The organism is Sphingosinicella humi (genome assembly GCF_003129465.1).
Classification (GTDB): domain Bacteria; phylum Pseudomonadota; class Alphaproteobacteria; order Sphingomonadales; family Sphingomonadaceae; genus Allosphingosinicella; species Allosphingosinicella humi.
In genome coordinates this window covers 129,568-147,159 of sequence record NZ_QFFF01000001.1, presented here as the reverse complement: position 1 = coordinate 147,159, position 17,592 = coordinate 129,568, and the positions used below count along the sequence as shown (strand labels likewise).

At 66.4% G+C, this 17,592-nt stretch carries 15 protein-coding genes; 8 read left to right on the top strand and 7 right to left on the bottom strand.

Annotation, left to right across the window (positions count from 1 at the left end; all coding sequences use genetic code 11):
- Positions 1-97: 97 nt before the first annotated feature.
- Positions 98-562 carry a UPF0262 family protein gene (locus DF286_RS00740; protein ID WP_109269699.1) on the bottom strand — a complete coding sequence of 155 codons (465 nt, stop codon included), beginning with the start codon at positions 560-562 and terminating at the stop codon, positions 98-100.
- A gap of 95 nt (positions 563-657) precedes the next feature.
- Between DF286_RS00740 and DF286_RS00735 the strand changes: the two genes are divergently transcribed.
- The gene (locus DF286_RS00735) at positions 658-2,166 is read left to right on the top strand and encodes a replicative DNA helicase (RefSeq protein ID WP_109269698.1); all 1,509 of its coding nucleotides are present in this window, start codon (positions 658-660) and stop codon (positions 2,164-2,166) included.
- A 31-nt stretch (positions 2,167-2,197) separates the two neighbouring features.
- Here DF286_RS00735 and astD read toward each other — a convergent pair whose 3' ends face one another.
- The gene (gene astD, locus DF286_RS00730; RefSeq protein ID WP_109269697.1) at positions 2,198-3,637 is read right to left on the bottom strand and encodes a succinylglutamate-semialdehyde dehydrogenase; all 1,440 of its coding nucleotides are present in this window, start codon (positions 3,635-3,637) and stop codon (positions 2,198-2,200) included.
- A gap of 51 nt (positions 3,638-3,688) precedes the next feature.
- A complete protein-coding gene (locus DF286_RS00725) occupies positions 3,689-5,197 on the bottom strand; it encodes a protein adenylyltransferase SelO family protein (protein WP_109269696.1) in 1,509 nt (502 codons plus the stop codon).
- A gap of 36 nt (positions 5,198-5,233) precedes the next feature.
- On the opposite strand from DF286_RS00725, the gene DF286_RS00720 reads away from it, so the two are divergent.
- A complete protein-coding gene (locus DF286_RS00720) occupies positions 5,234-6,097 on the top strand; it encodes an alpha/beta fold hydrolase (RefSeq protein WP_109269695.1) in 864 nt (287 codons plus the stop codon).
- Here the strand turns inward: DF286_RS00720 and DF286_RS00715 are convergent.
- A complete protein-coding gene (locus DF286_RS00715; RefSeq protein ID WP_109269694.1) occupies positions 6,084-7,088 on the bottom strand; it encodes an inorganic phosphate transporter in 1,005 nt (334 codons plus the stop codon). The two genes, DF286_RS00720 and DF286_RS00715, sit on opposite strands and share 14 nt — an antisense overlap.
- A gap of 3 nt (positions 7,089-7,091) precedes the next feature.
- Positions 7,092-8,210: a DUF47 family protein gene (locus tag DF286_RS00710; protein WP_109269693.1), complete on the bottom strand. Its 1,119-nt coding sequence runs from the start codon at positions 8,208-8,210 to the stop codon at positions 7,092-7,094.
- A gap of 135 nt (positions 8,211-8,345) precedes the next feature.
- Here DF286_RS00710 and DF286_RS00705 point away from each other — a divergent pair, with 135 nt between their 5' ends.
- The 6 genes from DF286_RS00705 (at position 8,346) to otsA (ending at position 15,520) form a co-directional block, all read left to right on the top strand.
- On the top strand, positions 8,346-9,479 hold the full coding sequence (locus DF286_RS00705) for a glycosyltransferase family 4 protein (RefSeq protein ID WP_109269692.1): 1,134 nt from the start codon (positions 8,346-8,348) through the stop codon (positions 9,477-9,479).
- A 93-nt stretch (positions 9,480-9,572) separates the two neighbouring features.
- The gene (locus tag DF286_RS00700) at positions 9,573-10,979 is read left to right on the top strand and encodes an NAD(P)H-dependent flavin oxidoreductase (protein WP_109269691.1); all 1,407 of its coding nucleotides are present in this window, start codon (positions 9,573-9,575) and stop codon (positions 10,977-10,979) included.
- A 58-nt stretch (positions 10,980-11,037) separates the two neighbouring features.
- The gene (locus DF286_RS00695; RefSeq protein WP_109269690.1) at positions 11,038-11,526 is read left to right on the top strand and encodes an SH3 domain-containing protein; all 489 of its coding nucleotides are present in this window, start codon (positions 11,038-11,040) and stop codon (positions 11,524-11,526) included.
- Positions 11,527-11,565: 39 nt separating this feature from the next.
- A complete protein-coding gene (gene otsB, locus DF286_RS00690) occupies positions 11,566-12,315 on the top strand; it encodes a trehalose-phosphatase (protein WP_109269689.1) in 750 nt (249 codons plus the stop codon).
- Positions 12,312-14,102, top strand: coding sequence for a glycoside hydrolase family 15 protein (locus tag DF286_RS00685; protein WP_109269688.1), 1,791 nt, complete (start codon positions 12,312-12,314; stop codon positions 14,100-14,102). The genes otsB and DF286_RS00685 overlap by 4 nt, the downstream gene beginning before the upstream one ends.
- Positions 14,099-15,520, top strand: coding sequence for an alpha,alpha-trehalose-phosphate synthase (UDP-forming) (otsA, locus tag DF286_RS00680; protein WP_109269687.1), 1,422 nt, complete (start codon positions 14,099-14,101; stop codon positions 15,518-15,520). The genes DF286_RS00685 and otsA overlap by 4 nt, the downstream gene beginning before the upstream one ends.
- 4 nt (positions 15,521-15,524) lie before the next feature.
- Here otsA and DF286_RS00675 read toward each other — a convergent pair whose 3' ends face one another.
- On the bottom strand, positions 15,525-16,709 hold the full coding sequence (locus tag DF286_RS00675; RefSeq protein ID WP_109269686.1) for a mechanosensitive ion channel family protein: 1,185 nt from the start codon (positions 16,707-16,709) through the stop codon (positions 15,525-15,527).
- Positions 16,710-16,841: 132 nt separating this feature from the next.
- Positions 16,842-17,576 (bottom strand): energy transducer TonB, encoded by a 735-nt coding sequence (locus tag DF286_RS00670; protein ID WP_109269685.1) that lies wholly within the window; start codon positions 17,574-17,576, stop codon positions 16,842-16,844.
- Positions 17,577-17,592: the final 16 nt, after the last annotated feature.

Below are 17,592 nucleotides of genomic sequence, written 5' to 3'. Positions count from 1 at the left end.
AAGGACACCGCCCTGTCAGAAGCTCGCCTGCCGTGGCCATGGATTCCCGCTTTCGCGGGAATGACGGTTAGGGGACCGCGAAGTCAAGCTGCCGCCTTCACTTGATATGCAGCACGCAGATCAGCGTGAACAACCGCCGCGCCGTGTCGAAATCCATGTCGATCCGGCCTTCGAGCGCTTCCTTCAGCAATTCGGCCGCGTCGTTGTGGAGGGCGCGGCGGGCCATGTCGATGGGCTCGATGCCGTTGGCCGAGCCCGCTCGAACCGCTTTGAAATAGCTGTCGCAGATGGCGAAATATTCGCGGATCGGCCGGCGGAAACGGGCGAGGCCGAGACGGATCGTGTCGAGCGGCTCGCCTGCTTTGTCCTTGAGGTCGATGGCGAGCCGATTGTCCTCGACCCTGAGCAGTATCTGGAAGGGGCCTTCATGGCCGCTCGGCGCGAAATGATTCTCCTCGAGCAGATCGAAGATCGCCACTTTCCGTTCGCGCTCGATATCCTCGTTGCGACGGATGATGGTCCGGTCGTCGAGTTGGATATCGATGATGCGTGGGTCGCCCATACCCGCCTGTTAGCGGGTGCAGCAAAGCTTATCCACACCGCATCCACAGAGTTAATGTGTCTTGAGGGGGAAGAGCGAAAGGACGACAAGGGCTTATGGCCCATCCCCTGACCGTCGTCGAATCCACTCCCGAAGCCCCCGCATTGCCGCAGAATGTGGAGGCGGAGGCGGCGCTCCTGGGCGCTTTGATGATCGACAACCGGCTCGCCGAAGACATTCAGATGAAGCTTCGGCCCGATCATTTCTTTGAGCCGTTGCACGCCCGGATCTACGAATCGATCCTGAAGCTGGTCGACAAGAACATGATCGCCTCGCCGGTGACGCTGAGGCCGCTGTTCGAGAATGACCAGGAGATGAAGGAGCTGGGCGGTCCCGCCTATCTCGCGCAGCTGACCGGCAGCGGCGCGGCCATCATCGGCGCGCGCGATTTCGCCGAGCAGATATACGAGCTGGCCCTGCTGCGCGCCCTGATCGGCGTCGGTCGCGACATGGTCGAGCAGGCGCTCGACACCAGCGAGGATGTCGATCCCAAGGGCCAGATCGAAAGCGCCGAGGCGGCGCTCTACCGCGTTGCCGAAGAGGGCGGCGGCGAGGGCTCGGTCAAGAGCTTCGCCCAAGCCACTAAGCTTGCCGTCCAGATGGCGGAGAAGGCCTTGAACACCGGCGGCGGCCTCTCCGGCGTCACCACCGGCCTCGAAAGCGTCAACGCCAGGACCGGCGGCCTCCATCATTCGGACCTGCTGATCCTCGCCGGGCGTCCCGGCATGGGCAAGACCTCGCTCGCCACCAACATCGCCTTCAACGCCGCCCAGCGCCTGGTGCGCGACACGGAGGACGGCATCTTGCCGGAGAAGTCGGCGGGTGCCGCCGTCGCCTTCTTCAGCCTCGAAATGTCGTCGGACCAGCTGGCGACCCGCATCCTCTCCGAGCAATCCGGCATCAGCTCGGAAAATCTGCGCATGGGCAAGATCAGCCAGCAGGATTTCCGCAATCTCGCCCGCGCCGCCGCCGAGTTGGAGAATCTGCCGCTCTATATCGACGACACGCCCGGCCTCACCATCGCCGCGCTTCGGACCCGCGCCCGGCGCCTGAAGCGCCAGCGCAATATCGGCTTCATCGTCGTCGACTATCTCCAGCTCCTGCAGGGCACCGGCAAGGCGGGTGACGGTAACCGCGTGCAGGAGATTTCCGAGATCAGCCGCGGCTTGAAGACGCTCGCCAAGGAATTGAACGTGCCGGTGCTCGCGCTCTCGCAGCTCAGCCGCGCGGTCGAGCAGCGCGAGGACAAGCGGCCCCAGCTCTCCGACCTTCGCGAGTCCGGATCGATCGAGCAGGACGCCGACATCGTGCTCTTCGTCTATCGCGAGGAATATTATGTCGCCGCGCGCGAGCCCAAGCGGCCGATCGAGGGCGACGATGCCAAGACGTTCGAGGCCCACGAAGCCTGGGCCCGCGACATGGAGCGGGCCTATGGCCTATCCGAGTTGATCATCGCCAAGCAACGCCACGGCGCCACCGGCAAGGTGAAGCTCAAGTTCGAGAGCAAGATCACGCGCTTCTCGGATTATGTGGAGGAAAGCTACCTCCCCGAGGTACGGGGTTAGGACCGCGCACAAGGTCCCTCGGACGGAATCCTTAGCCCTCCAGTTCGTTCGCGGCGGCGTACGGGTCCCTGAGGCCGACGCCGATCGAGGCGCGGGCATTGTCGGCCTCGGAGCTCGTCACCGGATAGGCGCAATAATCCGCGGCATAATAGGCGCTGGGGCGGTGGTTGCCGGAGATGCCGACGCCGCCGAAGGGTGCGTTGGAAGGGGCGCCGTTGGTCGGCTTGTTCCAGTTGACGACGCCGGCCCGGATATTGGCCCAGAACTTATCGTAGAGCTGCGGGCTGCCGCCGACGAGCGAGGCGGCGAGGCCGAAGCGGGTCGCGCTTGCCTCGGCCAGTGCGGCGTCGAAATCCGGCACGCGGATGACCTGCAATATGGGCCCGAACAGCTCGACGTCCGCCCGCTCTTGAACATCCGTCACGTCGATGATCGCGGGCGACAGGAAGGGCTTGTCCTCCTGATGCCGATCCAAATGCTTCAGCGGCCGGCCACCCTTCATCATCAGGTCGAGGAAGGCTTCCTGAAGCTGGTCCGCTGACGCGTTGTCGATGACGGGGCCCATGAAGGGCGCGGGGGTCGCGTGCGGGTGATCTACGATCAGGCGCTCGGCCAGCCTGCGCAGCTGATCCAGAACCTCCTCATGCGCGCCGTCCTTGACGATCAGCCGCCGCGCCGCCGTGCACCGCTGGCCGGCGCTGAGGAAGGCGGATTGTGCCGCCATCACCGCCGCCGCATGGGTGTCGGGCGCGTCCCAGATGACCAGCGGGTTGTTGCCGCCCAGCTCCAGCGCTAGGATCTTCTGCGGGGTGTCGGCGAACTGGCGGTGCAGCGCCATGCCCGCGCGCGCCGAGCCGGTGAAGAGGAGGCCGTCGATACCCGCATGGGCGGCGAGCGCTCGGCCCTGGTCGGGGCCGCCGATGAGGCAGCGCACCACGCCTTCGGGCACGCCCGCCTCATGGAACAGCTTGACGAGCAACTCGCCCACAGCGGGCGTCTTCTCCGAAGGCTTGAACACCACCGCGTTGCCGGCGATCAGCGCCGGGACGATGTGGCCGTTGGGGAGGTGCGCCGGGAAGTTGTACGGCCCGAGCACCGCAAGCACGCCGTGCGGCTTGTGGCGAACGGCGACGCGGGCGCCGAGCGCGCCTTCTTGTTTGCGCTGGGCGGTGCGCTCCGAATAGGCCGAGATCGAGATGTCGACCTTGTTGACGACGGCGTCGACCTCGGTGCCGGCCTCCCAGAGCGGTTTGCCGGTTTCGCGAGCGATGACGTCTGCGAATTGGTCCTTCCTGCCGCGCACGACATTGGCGAAGCGGCGCAACGTCTCGACGCGAACGGTGAGCGGCTTCGAGGCCCAGCCTGCCCAGGCGGCGCGGGCGGCGGCGACTTCCGCGTCGACATCGCCGATGGCGCCGCTCCAGAGCTCCGCGCCCGTCGCCGGCTCGGTCGAAATCAGCATTTCCGTCATAAGATCAGGACTCTCCTGCTGGCGACGCCCCACCATGTTTGCGGGATCGGGTCAAGGGCGGCCCCGCATTGCCTCGCCCATGCGGCGGACGGCTTCGATCTTTGTATCGAAGAGGGACCAATCGTCGGCCTCGTCGATCCGTGCCCAGATCGCTTCGACCTCGTCGATATGCATCGAGCAGGGCGCCTCGTCCGACCAGTAAGGATGATCGAGGCGTGCCGCGGGCTCATAATAATGAATGAGGTCGGATAACTTTGCGAAGTCTTCTGCTTCATAACGGGCATCGGCAGGCGAGGGACCGCGGCGCCTGCCGCCGCGCCAGTCGAAGAAGAAGCGGTCGATTTCCACTGTCTTCCGGGCCAACGCCGTCTCGAGGGCGACGAGCAATTCGCTGTCCGGCCCGACGCCTTTCCGCCTTACGCCCAGCCGGTCCAGCACCGCCACCGCCAGCGCGTCCTGGAAATCGGCGGAAAAGCCCTCCAGCGCCGGCGTCAGTACCTCGGGCTCCGCGATGGCGGTGAGCGAGCGGGCGAGCTGCACCACGTCCCAATGGATCGCCTCGGGCTGCCGTCCGAAGGCGTAGAGACCGATATGATCGAAATAGGCGGCCGTGAAGGTGCCGTCCCAAAAGGGGGTGAATCGCCAAGGGCCGTAGTCGAAGCTTTCGGCCGTGATCGCGATATTGTCGCTGTTGAGCACGCCATGGACGAAGCCCGCAACGATATAGGAAGCCGCGAGCCGAGCCGCCGCTTTGGCGACATGGCCGAGTAGGCGGGCTGCCGCATCTGAACCGTCGTCATTGCGAGCGGAGCGAAGCAATCCAGCTTCTCCGGCGCTCGGTGACTGGATTGCTTCGTCCCCCGGATCAAGTCCGGGGTCCTCGCAATGACGAGGGGATAAGTCCTCCCCATAATAATGCTCCAGGCAATAATCGGTGAGCGTCCGCATATTCTCCGCCTCGCCGAGATAGGCGAGGCGCTGGAAGGTGCCGATGCGGATGTGACTGTGCTGGAGGCGGACCAGAACGGAGGAGCGGGTGGGGGAGGGTTCGTCATTCCGCTCCAGCGCCTCGCCCGTCTCAATCAACGATAAGCTCTTGCTGGTCTCGACGCCGAGCGCCTCCAGCATCTCGGTCGCCAGCACTTCACGGATGCCGCCTTTCAGGGTCAGTCGCCCGTCGCCGAAGCGGCTGTAGGGCGTCTGGCCCGACCCCTTGGTGCCGAGATCGAGCAGGCGGCCCGCATTGTCCCGCATCTGCGCGAACAGAAAACCGCGGCCGTCGCCGATGTCCGGATTGTAAACCCGGAACTGGTGACCGTGATAGCGGAGCGCCAGCGGTCGTTCGAGGTTTTCGGGCATGGGCTCGAAACGCCCGAAATGCCGCAGCCATTGCTCTTCGCTGAGATGGCCTAGCCCGACAGCCTCCGCCCAGCGTTGGTTGCGGAATCTGAGCATCGTTCGGGGAAACTGGGCCGCTTCCACCTCGTCGTAGAACGCTTCGCCCAGCGAAAGGATCGTCCGTTCCGGCCGGTAAGGACTGGGTTGCGGGCGGTGGATCATCGGGCGATAGGGAAGGGGCGAGCAGGGGAGCGATGCATGGCGGCTTGGTCCGATGGCTATTGGTGGTCGAACGACGGTCTGAGACTTCACTATCGCGATTATGCGGGAGACCCAAAACGCCCGCCGATCATCTGCATTCCGGGGCTCACCCGTAACGCCCGCGACTTCGAAGGGGTTGCGGCGCGTCTCGCCGGAGAGTGGCGCCTCATCTGCGTGGAGCTGAGGGGGCGGGGCGAGAGCGGCTATGCCAAGGACCCGATGAGCTATGTGCCGCTCACCTACCTCCAGGACCTGGAGGCGCTGCTGAGGGAGCTGGCGTTGGAGCGCTTCGTCTTGTTCGGCACTTCCCTCGGCGGTCTCCTTACGATGCTGCTCGCGGGCAATCATCGCCACCAGATAGCCGCCGCGCTCTTGAACGACATTGGGCCGGTCCTCGATGCGCGCGGGCTGGAGCGCATCCGCGGCTATGTCGGCCGCTCGCAAAGCTGGCCGACCTGGCTCCACGCCGCCCGCTTCTTCAGCGAAGCGCAGAAGGATCGTTATCCCAACTGGAGCATCGACCAGTGGCTCGTCTTCGCCAAGCGCCTGTGCAAGCTGAGCCCCGGCGGCCGCATCGTCTTCGACTATGACATGCGCATCGCCGAGCCATTCAAGCTGCCCGGCGGCGAAACCGGCTTCGACCTCTGGGGCGCCTTCTCCGGCCTGGATTCCATCCCCTCGCTCCTGGTCCATGGCGAGATATCGGATCTGCTCACCCCCGCCACCATCGCGAAGATGCAAGCCGCCATGCCCCTCATGGAGACCGTCACCGTGCCCGGCGTCGGCCATGCGCCCACTCTGGACGAACCGGAGGCGGTGGAAGCGATCGACAAGCTGCTGGCGCGGGTCAGCCCCAGATAACCGTCAGATAATAAGCCAGCGCCCCGATCGCGGCGGCGGCCGGCAGGGTGATCACCCAGGCGATGACGATGTTGCCGGCGACACCCCAGCGGACGGCGGTGGCGCGGCGGGCGGCGCCGACGCCGACGATGCAGCCGGTGATCGTGTGGGTGGTCGAAACGGGGATGCCGAGCCAGGTCGCCGAGAAGAGCATGATCGCGCCGCCCGTCTCCGCGCAGAATCCCTGATGCGGCGTGAGGCGCGTGATCTTCGAGCCCATGGTGTGGACGATGCGCCACCCGCCGAACAGGGTGCCGAGGCCCATCGCCGCCTGGCAGGTGATCACCACCCAGAAAGGCACGTAGAACTCGCCGCCGAGCATGCCCTGCGAGAAGAGCAGCACGGCGATGATGCCCATCGTCTTCTGCGCGTCGTTGCCGCCATGGCCGAGCGAATAGAGCGCCGCGGAGATGAGCTGGAGCCGCCGGAAGGTACGGTCGGCGAACTGGGCATTGATGCGGGAGAACAGCCAGCTGGTGATCAGCACCAGCACTAGCGCGACCAACATGCCGATGGTCGGCGACAGGAATATCGCCACCGTCGTCTTGATCACGCCGTCCCAGACGACCGCGGACAGGCCTGCTTTGGCGAGGCCCGCTCCCAGCAGTCCGCCGATGAGGGCATGGCTGCTGCTGGAGGGGATGCCGAGCACCCAGGTGATGACGTTCCAGCTGATCGCCCCCATCAGCGCGCCGAAGATCACCGCCGCGTCGATCACGCTCGCATCGACGATACCCTTGCCCACCGTCTCGGCGACATGGAGGCCGAAGAACAGGAAGGCGATGAAGTTGAAGAAGGCGGCCCAGGCGACGGCGATCTGCGGCCTCAGCACGCGGGTGGAGACGACGGTGGCGATCGAGTTGGCGGCGTCGTGCAGGCCGTTCAGGAAGTCGAACAGCAAGGCGACGCCGATCAGCGCCACGAGCAGCGGAAAGGCGAGGGTGGCGTCCATGCGTCAGGCGTGGTCGATCACGACGCCCTGGATCTCGTTTGCGACATCCTCGAAGCCGTCCAGCACGCGCTCCAGATGGCTGTAGATCTCGCGGCCGACGAAGAAGGCCATGGGCCTCGACTCGCCATGAGCTTTGAACAGCGCCTTGAGCCCGTCCTCGTGAAGGTCGTCGGCGGCGCCTTCGAGATGGACGATATTCTCGGTGATGCGATCCAAACGGCCGCCATTCTTGCCGACCGAGCGGAGAAGGGGCACCGCCTCCACGACCAGCCGCGCCGCCTGGGCCGAGAGGGCGGCCATTTCGTGCATCTGGGGCTCGAAGGCCGAAACTTCGTAGCGACTGATCGCCTTGGCGGTCTGATGCATCTCGTCGATCGTGTCGTCCATGGAGGAGATGAGGCCGGTGATGGCGCTGCGATCGAACGGCGTGATGAAGCTGCGCCGCACGGCGTGGAGCACGTCGCGCGTGATGGTGTCGGCCTGCTGCTCGAACTCGGCGATGCGGCGGCAGGATTCCTCGATGCCCGCCTCGCCCGAGAACATGGCGCTCATCGCATCGGCGCCGCCGACGACCGTCTCCGCGTGCCGCGCGAACAGATCGAAGAAGCTGTCCTCCTTCGGCATGATCGCTTTGAACAGACGGAAGAAGCCAGGCCGCTTGCCCAGAGGCGGCGGCGCCGAGAGCGCGGCCACCGGCACGCGGGCCGCGGCTTCCGCCGGCGGAGTGAAGTCGCGGATCAGCGCCTTGAGGCCCGGCTCGTCGACGGCCGCCGCGGCTTCCTCGCGGGTGAACCAGCGCGTGTCTCGCTCCTCGCGTTCGGGCCACTGGCCACTCTGGATGGTAGTGCGAAGCGGGAAGACGTGGACGATCGCTTCCTCCGTCGTGCCGCCCTTCCGCCGTTTGTCGAAGCGGTAGGTGCCGATCTCCTCGGGGTCGACGAGGCCGGTTAGCCCCGCTTCCTCATAGGCCTCCTGCGCGGCGGACTGGTGCGGCGGCAGCCCGGGCACCGCATTGCCGCGCGGGATCACCCATCGCTTGGTCTCGCGCGACGTGATCAGCAGGAAGCGCGGCTCCCCGTCGGCGGCAATGTCATAGGCGAGCACGCCATATTTCTCGAGCATGGGCAGCCCCCTCGGCTGTCATCGAACTGTAACAATTCCCAGGAGCCGTGGCGCAGTTCGAAAGAGGGTGCAAGGGGCGGCATCCGAAATTCTCCGAGGCTTTGGAAAAGAGGAGCGCTGCGTCATAAGACGGCCATGACGATCCGCGTCCTTCACGCCCATTCCACTTTTTCGCTCGGCGGGAAGGAGGCGCGCGCGGTGCGGCTGATGAACGCTTTCGGCGAAAGGGCCGAGCATGTCGTCTTGAGCAGCATGCCGGGCCAGTTCTCGGCGAGGGCGGCGATCTCGCGCGACATAAGGGCGAGCTTCCCGGAAGACGCGCCGCCTCTGGCCGGTCGACCCAGCCTCGGTCGGCTGTTCCGCCTCGCCCGCTACATGAGAGCGTTCGATCTCGTCCTCACCTATAATTGGGGCGCGTTCGATGCCGTCATGGCGAAATATCTGTTCGGCGGACCGCCGCTGATCCACCATGAGGACGGCTTCAACGAGGACGAGGCGGAGCGGCTGAACAGGCGCCGCAACCTCTACCGCCGGCTCGGCCTGTCCGCGGCGCACAAGCTCGTCGTACCCTCGGAGCGGCTGGAAAGGGTGGCGTTGAAGGCCTGGGCGCAGCCGCCGGAGCGGATCGCCCGCATCGCCAACGGCATTCCCGTCAAAGACTATGCCGCCTCGCCCGCTCCGGACGCCATTCCAGGCCTAGAGCCCCGTAAGGGCGAGATCGTCATCGGCACCGTGGCGGGTCTGCGCGCCGTCAAGAACCTGCCGCGCCTGGTCCGTGCCTTCGCCGCCATGCGGGAGAAGGCAGCGCGGCTCGTTATCGTCGGCGAAGGGCCGGAGTGCGAGCGCATCGCCGCCGAGGCGCGCGTCTGCGGCGTGGCCGGACGGGTGCATCTTCCCGGCTTCCTTGCCCAGCCGTCACGCTATGTCGGGCTTTTCGACATTTTCGCCCTGTCGTCCGACAGTGAGCAGTTCCCCATATCGCTCGTCGAGGCGATGGCGGCCGGGCTGCCGGTCGTGGCGACGGGGGTCGGCGACATCCCCGCCATGGTCTCGACGGACAATCGACCGCTCATTGTCGATCGCGAGGATGAGGCGGCTTTCACCGCAGCCCTTGATACGCTGGCGCAGCGTTCCGATCTTAGGAGGAGCATCGGGCGGTCCAATCGCGAACGCGCAGCCGCCGATTATGACGAGGTGCGCATGATCGAGCGATATGCCGCCCTATACGGGGAGGCGATCGCCGACCTCGAGGCGCTGAAGGCGCATTAGGCATGAAAAAATTGGGCAAAACGGATACCTAGCCCTATAGGGCCATGGCCGGCATGTTTGGCGCCGTCAGGGCGCCCCCGATTTGGAGGAATGATGTTCAAGGGTATCCAGCCGATCCGCTATGCGGGTCGCGAAGTGCTTCCGCTTATCGAAGGCGGGAAGGGCGTTTCCGCGACCAACCATGCGAGCTCCGGCGCCTGGGCCGCGGCGGGCGGTATCGGCACGGTTTCGGCGGTCAATGCCGACAGCTACGATCCCGAAGGCAAGATCATTCCCCAGGTCTATCACGCCCTCACCCGGCGCGACCGGCACGAAGAGCTTATCCGCTACGCCATCGACGGCGCGGTGGCGCAGGTCCAGCGCGCTTATGACATCGCCGGCGGCAAGGGTGCGATCAACATCAATGTGCTGTGGGAAATGGGCGGCGCGCAGCGCGTCCTCCACGGCGTGCTGGAACGCACCAAGGGCATGGTGGCGGGCGTCACTTGCGGCGCCGGCATGCCTTACAAGCTTTCGGAGATCGCTGCCTCCTACGGCGTCAATTATCTGCCGATCATCAGCTCGGGCCGCGCCTTCCGCGCGCTGTGGAAGCGCGCCTATTCGAAGGCCGCCGAATGGCTGGCCGCGGTGGTCTACGAAGATCCCTGGCTGGCGGGCGGCCATAACGGTCTCTCCAATGCCGAGGATCCGCTAAAGCCCGAGGATCCCTATCCGCGCGTCAAGGCGCTTCGCGAGACGATGCGCGAGGGCGGCATTCCGGACCATGTGCCGATCGTCATGGCCGGCGGCGTCTGGAACCTGAAGGAATGGGAGCATTGGATCGACAATCCCGAGCTCGGGCAGATCGCCTTCCAGTTCGGCACGCGGCCGCTGCTCACCAAGGAAAGCCCGATCCCCGACGAATGGAAGGCGCGGCTGATGACGCTTCAGGAGGGCGATGTCCTGCTCCACAAATTCTCGCCGACGGGTTTCTATTCGTCGGCCGTGCGCAACAGCTTCCTGCGCGCGCTCGAGGGGCGGTCGCACCGCCAGATCGCCTTCACCAAGGAGGAGCTGGGCGATCACAGCTTCCAGCTCGATGTCGGCGTGGCCGGGAAGAAGAATTATTGGGTGACGCGCGGCGACCTGCTTCACGCGCGCGAATGGTATGCGCAGGGCTATACCGAGGCGCTGAAGACGCCCGACGAGACGCTGGTCTTCGTCACGCCCGAGGAAAAGACGATGATCCGCAAGGATCAGGCGGACTGCATGGGTTGCCTCAGCCAGTGCGCCTTCTCGAGCTGGGCGGACAATGAGAAGAACTCGACCGGCCGTCTCGCCGACCCGCGCAGCTTCTGCATCCAGAAGACGCTGCAGGACATCGCCCATGGCGGACCCGTCGACCAGAATCTGATGTTCGCCGGCCACGCGGCGTTCCGCTTCAAGAACGATCCCTTTTATTCCAACGGCTTCGTGCCGACAGTGAAGCAATTGGTTGAACGTATTCAGACCGGCGACTGAGCTCGATCAGTCGTAGCAGCCGGAAGGTGGGGTAGCGATCAGGGAGGCAATAGGGGACATGCGTAAGTGGGTGGCGGCGGCGATGGTGATGGCGTCTATGGCCTTGCCCTTCGCGGCCCAGGCGCAGGACGAGCGCAAGACCCCCTATTGGGCGTCCATCTCCGCCGGCAAGGCGATGATGCGCACCGGACCCGCCCGCACCTATCCCGCCACCTGGCTCTATCAACGCGCCGACCTGCCGATCAAGGTGGTCGAGGTCTATCGCCAATGGCGCAAGATCGAGGATCCGGAGGGGACCACCGGCTGGATGCTGGTCAACCTTCTGAGCAGCGCGCGCACCGCCATCGTGACGGGTGACGAGGCCCGGCCGCTGCGTCAGGGCCCGTCCGAGGACGCCCGGGTGCGGTTCCTGGCGGAGCCGGGCGTGGTCGGGCGACTCTCCGATTGCGACGGCGGCGGCTGGTGCCGATTCAAGGTCGGCGGTCGGGAGGGTTATATCCGCACCGAACATATCTGGGGGGCGAGCGCGGGCGAGACGATCGACTAGGTGCCTTGAGATTTGATCGATAGCTTGCCAACGGGACGCATGGCCGTCCCAGACCGCGTTCCTCCCGTCTCGCTGCTCGCCGATGCGGCGCTGTTCCTCGATTTCGACGGCACCCTGGTCGATCTCGCCGAGACCCCCGAGGCGATCACCGTCCCACCTGGCCTTAGGCCGCTGTTGCGACGACTGTCGGAGACGCTGGACGGACGGGTCGCGATCGTCAGCGGCCGCGCCATCGCCGATCTCGAGCGACATCTCGATTGCTCGGCGATCGCCATGTCCGGATCGCACGGGCTGGAGTTGAAGCTGCGCGACGGCACCGAGTTGCCGCTATCGGCGCCGACCGGCCTGGACGTCGCCCGGCAGGAAGTCGATCGGTTCGCGGCGACGGCCGAAGGGCTGCTGGCGGAACACAAGCCGCTCGGTGTCGCGCTCCATTTCCGCCGGGCGCCGGCGGAGGCGGCTCGGGCCGGCGCATTCATGGCGGATCTCGCCGCTCGCACCGGGCTTATCGTCCAGAAAGGCAAGATGGTCGCGGAGCTGCGTGCGGACGGCGCCGACAAGGGCGATGCCGTTCGCGCCTTCATGACGGAACCGGAATTCACCGGCGCGCGTCCTGTCTTCCTGGGAGACGATGTGACGGACGAACGAGCTTTTGAAGTGGCGGCCGAGATGGGAGGGGCGGGTATCCTCGTCGGGCCCTCGCGGCCGTCCGCCGCGCGCTTCCGCCTCGACGATGTCGCCGCGGTTGCGGCCTGGCTCGAAGCGGCGGCGGGGGAGCTGCAGCGGTGAGCAACCTTTCCCTCTGGCCGATCGGCAATTGCCAGGTGAGCGCTCTCATCGACGAGGCGGCAGGCTTCGTCTGGGGGTGCCAGCCGCGCGTCGATGGCGATCCGCTCTTCTGTTCGCTGCTCGATCCGAAGGACGAACGCGCAATGCCGCGCGGGGAATGGCGCATTACGGTCGAGAACCAGGCGAAGGCGGAGCAATGGTATCTCCGCAACACGCCGATCCTGGTGACCCGCCTCACCGACTCCGACGGCGCCGCCGTGGAGATTTTCGACTTTTGCCCGCGCTTCCAGCGTTCGGGGCGCATGTATCGGCCGGTCGCCTTCGTCCGCATCGTCCGGCCTGTCTCCGGCGCGCCGCGGATACGGGTGTCGCTCAATCCCTCCACCAACTGGGGCGGCAAGGACGCAGCGCGCACGAGCGGCACCAATCATATCCGATATTTGCTGAAGCCGCAGCCGCTCCGGCTGACGACCGACGCGCCGGTCGCCCACCTGCTCGAAGGTCGCGCCTTCCGGGCCGAGAAGTCGCTCCATTTCTTCCTGGGCCCCGACGAGCCGTTCGTCGGCAATGTCGGCCACACGCTGGCGCAGATGCTGCACCAGACGGCGGACGAATGGCGATCCTGGGTGCGCGGCCTCGCTATCCCGCTCGAATGGCAGCGGGTCGTGATCCGCGCGGCGATCACGCTCAAGCTTTGCATGTATGAGGAAACCGGCGCGATCGTCGCGGCGCTCACCACCTCGATCCCGGAGGCGCCGAACAGCGGTCGCAACTGGGACTATCGCTATTGCTGGATCAGGGACGCCTATTACACCGTCCAGGCGCTCAACCGCCTCGGCGCGCTCGACGTGCTCGAAAATTACCTGAGCTATCTGCGCAACATCGTCGATGAATCGAAGGGCGGCCACATCCAGCCGCTCTATGCCGTATCCGGCGAGCCGAAACTGGACGAATATGAAGCCGAGGGGCTGGCCGGCTATCGCGGCATGGGGCCCGTGAGGGTGGGCAACGCGGCCTACACCCAGGTCCAGCACGACGCCTACGGCCAGATCATCCTGTCGAACGCCCAGGCCTTCTTCGACGAGCGGCTGTTCCGCAAGGCCACCAACGACGATTTTGCCGCGCTGGAAAAGGTCGGCGAGCGGGCCTGGACGATGCACGACCAGCCCGATGCGGGCCTTTGGGAATTCCGCACCCGCACTTCCGTCCACACCTACAGCTCGGTCATGTCCTGGGCGGGCTGCGACCGGCTCGCCAATGCGGCGAGCGTGCTGGGCCTCAGCGATCGTGCCGTGCTCTGGCGCGAGCGGGCCGAGGCGATCCGGAAGCGCATCGAGAAAAGCGCCTGGCATGAAGGCGAGGGACGCTTCGCCGCCAGCTTCGGCGGCGACGATCTCGATGCGAGCCTCCTCCAACTCATCGACATGCGCTTCCTGGCGCCGGACGACCCGCGATTCGTCAGCACGTTCAACGCGGTCGAGCAGGGGCTGAGGCGCGGCGAGCACATGCTGCGTTACGCGGCCGAGGACGATTTCGGCCTGCCCGAGACCGCGTTCAACTTCTGCACCTTCTGGCTGATCGAGGCGCTTCACCTCGTCGGCCGGGAGCAGGAGGCACGCGAGCTCTACACGAGCACGCTCGAGCGCCTGACGCCCGCGGGGCTTTTGTCGGAGGACAGCGATTTCGCCACCGGCGAGCTTTGGGGCAACTATCCGCAGACATATTCGCTTGTAGGATTGATCAACTGTGCCGGACTTCTGTCCAAGCCCTGGAGCGCTGTTAGATGAGCCGCCTCATCGTCATTTCCAACCGGGTATCGCCACCCAAGACCGAGGACGGTTCCGGCGCACAGGGAGGGCTGGCGGTGGCGCTGGCCGCGGCGCTCCGCGAATATCGCGGCCTCTGGTTCGGCTGGTCCGGCAGGAAGACGGACAAGTTCACCGGCCATATCGACATGCAGCGGGCCCACGGTGTCACCACCGCGACGATCGATCTCGAAGAGCAGGACGTCGAGGAATATTATAACGGCTACGCCAACCGGACCTTGTGGCCCCTCTTTCACTATCGCATCGACCTGGCCGAATATGACCGCAGCTTCGGCAGCGGCTACGAGCGGGTCAACGAGCGCTTCGCCGAGACGGTGACGCCGCTGATCGAGCCGGACGACCTCATCTGGGTGCACGATTATCATCTGATCCCGCTCGGCCAGCAGCTGCGCGAGCGGGGCCTCAAGAACCGGATGGGCTTCTTCCTCCACATCCCCTGGCCGCCGTCGCGGCTGATGGTGTCGCTGCCCTATCACGAGAAGCTGGTGCGCACGATGCTTGCCTATGACGTGATCGGCTTCCAGACCGAGGAGTGGCTCGAATCTTTCTGCCACTATGTCGAGCGCGAGCTGGGCGGCACCGTCGATCCGGACGGCGTCATCCATGTCGGCGACCGTTCCGTCCACGCCGCCGCCTATCCGATCGGGGTCGACTTCAAGGAGTTCACCGAGGCGCTGGAGAGCGACGCGGCGCGGGAATCCTTCGAGCGCCTCCGTACCAGCGCGGCTGGGCGGCGGACCATCATCGGCGTGGACCGGCTCGATTACTCCAAAGGGCTGGAGGAGCGCTTCCTCGGCTACCGCCGCTTCCTGGAGAAGCATCCCAGATATCAGCGCAAGCTCTTCCTTCTCCAGATCGCGCCCCCCTCCCGGGGCGAAGTCGCGACCTACGAAGTGATCCGAGAACATCTCGACGAGCTGTCGGGCCGCATCAACGGCGAGTTCGCCGACGTCGACTGGGTGCCGGTCCGCTACGTCAACCAGGGCTATCGGCGCGAGGAGCTGGCGGGCTTCTACCGCGCCGCCGAGATCGCGCTGATCACGCCGTTGCGGGACGGCATGAACCTCGTCGCCAAGGAATATGTGGCGGCGCAGGACCCGGAGGACCCGGGCGTGCTCATCCTCTCGCGCTTCGCCGGCGCCGCGCTGCAGCTGAAGGACGCGCTGCTCGTCAACCCGTACAGCAAGGACGAGATCGCCGACGCCATCATGAGGGCGATCCGCATGCCGAAGGAAGAACGCATCCGCCGCTGGAAGGCGATGGTGGAAGTCGTCCGCCAGGAGGATGTCGTCGCCTGGCGCCACGCCTTCGTCGAGGCGCTGGAGAAGGCCCGGCCGCCAGTGCGGCGGGAGCCGACGCCCGAGCCGGAGGCCTGCTAGGTCTTCAGCGGTCGCCGACGTCGCGGTCCTGCTCCCCGGCGAAAGCCGGGGCCCAGCTCTTCCGCCCTTCTGGACCTCGGCTTTCGCCGGGGAACATGAATGAATGTCGGCTGGCATTCTCATCCCCCGCTTCGACCCATTCCGTCCGGCTACGGGGCAGGGCATGCGGCTGGGTGTCGCGGATATAGGCAAGCAACCGCTCGCGGACGTCGCAGCGAAGATCGAAGGCCTCGCCTGCGTCGCGGGCGCTGACGAGAGCGCGCAGCTCGACCGCCTCGGGCCTCGCCTCGGTCACCTGGAGGACGGCGACGCGCCCGTCCCAGAGCGGATGCGCCTTCACCAGCTCCATGAGCTTCTCGCGGATCGGCGGCACGTCGACGGTGGGATCGACATGGAGGAAGACGGTGCCGAGGAGATCGGCCGACTGCCGGGTCCAGTTCTGGAAGCTATTCTCGAGGAACTTCGATACGGGGACGACGAGGCGCCGATCGTCCCAGACGCGCACGACCACATAGGTGAGTCGGATCTCCTCGATCCGGCCCCATTCGCCCTCGACGATGACGACGTCGTCGATGCGGATCGGTTCGGTGAAGGCGAGCTGGATGCCGGCGATGAGGTTCTTGAGCGCCGGCTGGGCGGCGGCCGCGACGGCAAGGCCGGCTATGCCCGCCGAGGCGAAAAGGGTGAGGCCGACGGCGCGAACCGACGGGATCGTCATCAGCATGAAGCAGAGGGTGACGACTCCGACCAGGATCACCGCCACGCGATAGAGGATGGCGACACGGGTGCGGCGCCGGCGGGCGCGGAGGTTGTCGCGGACCGAGATGTCCGAGCGGTGCTCGACGATGCCGCGGACGGTCTTGAGGAACCGGATGGCCAGCCAGCCGAGCAGGCCGGGAACGGCCAAGGCGAGGACGCGGCGCACGACCTCCTCGCTCTTCGTCCCCAGGTCGAGCGCCGGCAGCACGGCGATGAAGGCGGCCACCATGAACAGCAGGCGCAGCGGCTGGCCGGCGCAGGTGACGATGCCGGTGTCGAGTCCTTCAGAGCGCCGGGCGATGCGCCCTGCGACGTGCATCAGCAGCCAGTGAAGGACGAGCGCTATCAGCAGTGCCGCCGCCAGCGTCGCGGGACCCTCCGCCCAACCGGGAAGCCAGGCGCGCGCGGGTTCTAAAATGAGTTCGTCCATGCCCTTCCAGCGGATGCGCGAGGGCGTCCGTTCCTCGACTCGCGGTGGCGGAGTGTCGGTTGGGCGGAGAGCATGAGCGGGCTGACGGCCCGCAACACGTTCGGCTCCTCGCAGGCGCTCCTAAGTCGCGGGCTAGCGTCCCTCCAGCCACCAGACCTGTTCCCAACCCTTGGTCTCGGGCACGGGCTGCCCTCGCGCGTCCCGCGCCGGTTCGAAGCGGTAGCGGCGTTCGATGAGGCGGCAGGTGGTGGCGTCGAGTTCGGGGTGGCCGCTGCTCATGACGACGCGGCAGTCGGTGGCGCGGCCGTTGGTCGCAACGGTGAAGTGGACGCGGACGCGGCCTTCGTCGCGGGCGCGGCGGGCAGCGCGGGGATAATCGGAATCGACGATGCGGCCGGCGATCTGGCGAGCTGGGGTGGCGGCGCCTCCGCCACCGGTGCCGCTGCCGAAGCGGCCGCTGCCGGTGCCCGTCCCTTCGCCGCCCGCTCCTGTGCCGGGGCCAGGCCGGTCCGAGGCGCCGGCGGAGGGCGCGGGGCCGGTGCCAGCCACGGGCGCGGCGACGACGGGCGGCGGGATGGGGATGACGATCTCGGGCTTTGGCGCGACGATCGGGGCGGGGTCCGCCTTGAGGTTCGGCGGGGCAGCGGCGCCTTCGGGCTCGGGCGTGCGTTCGCTGTCGGGGTCGGCCTGCGCGACGGGCGGCGGCGGCGGCGGCAGGGCGCGGACGTCGAACAGCTTGAGGTAGCTGTCAACCGTGGCGGGAAGCTCGAAGCCCAGGCCGGCAACGAAGGCATAGCCGAGAGCCGCGTGCAAGGCGGCGACGCCGAGCGCGGATTTGAGGCGGTCGGAATCGAGGCGCGCCATCATGGACACAGTTTAAGTC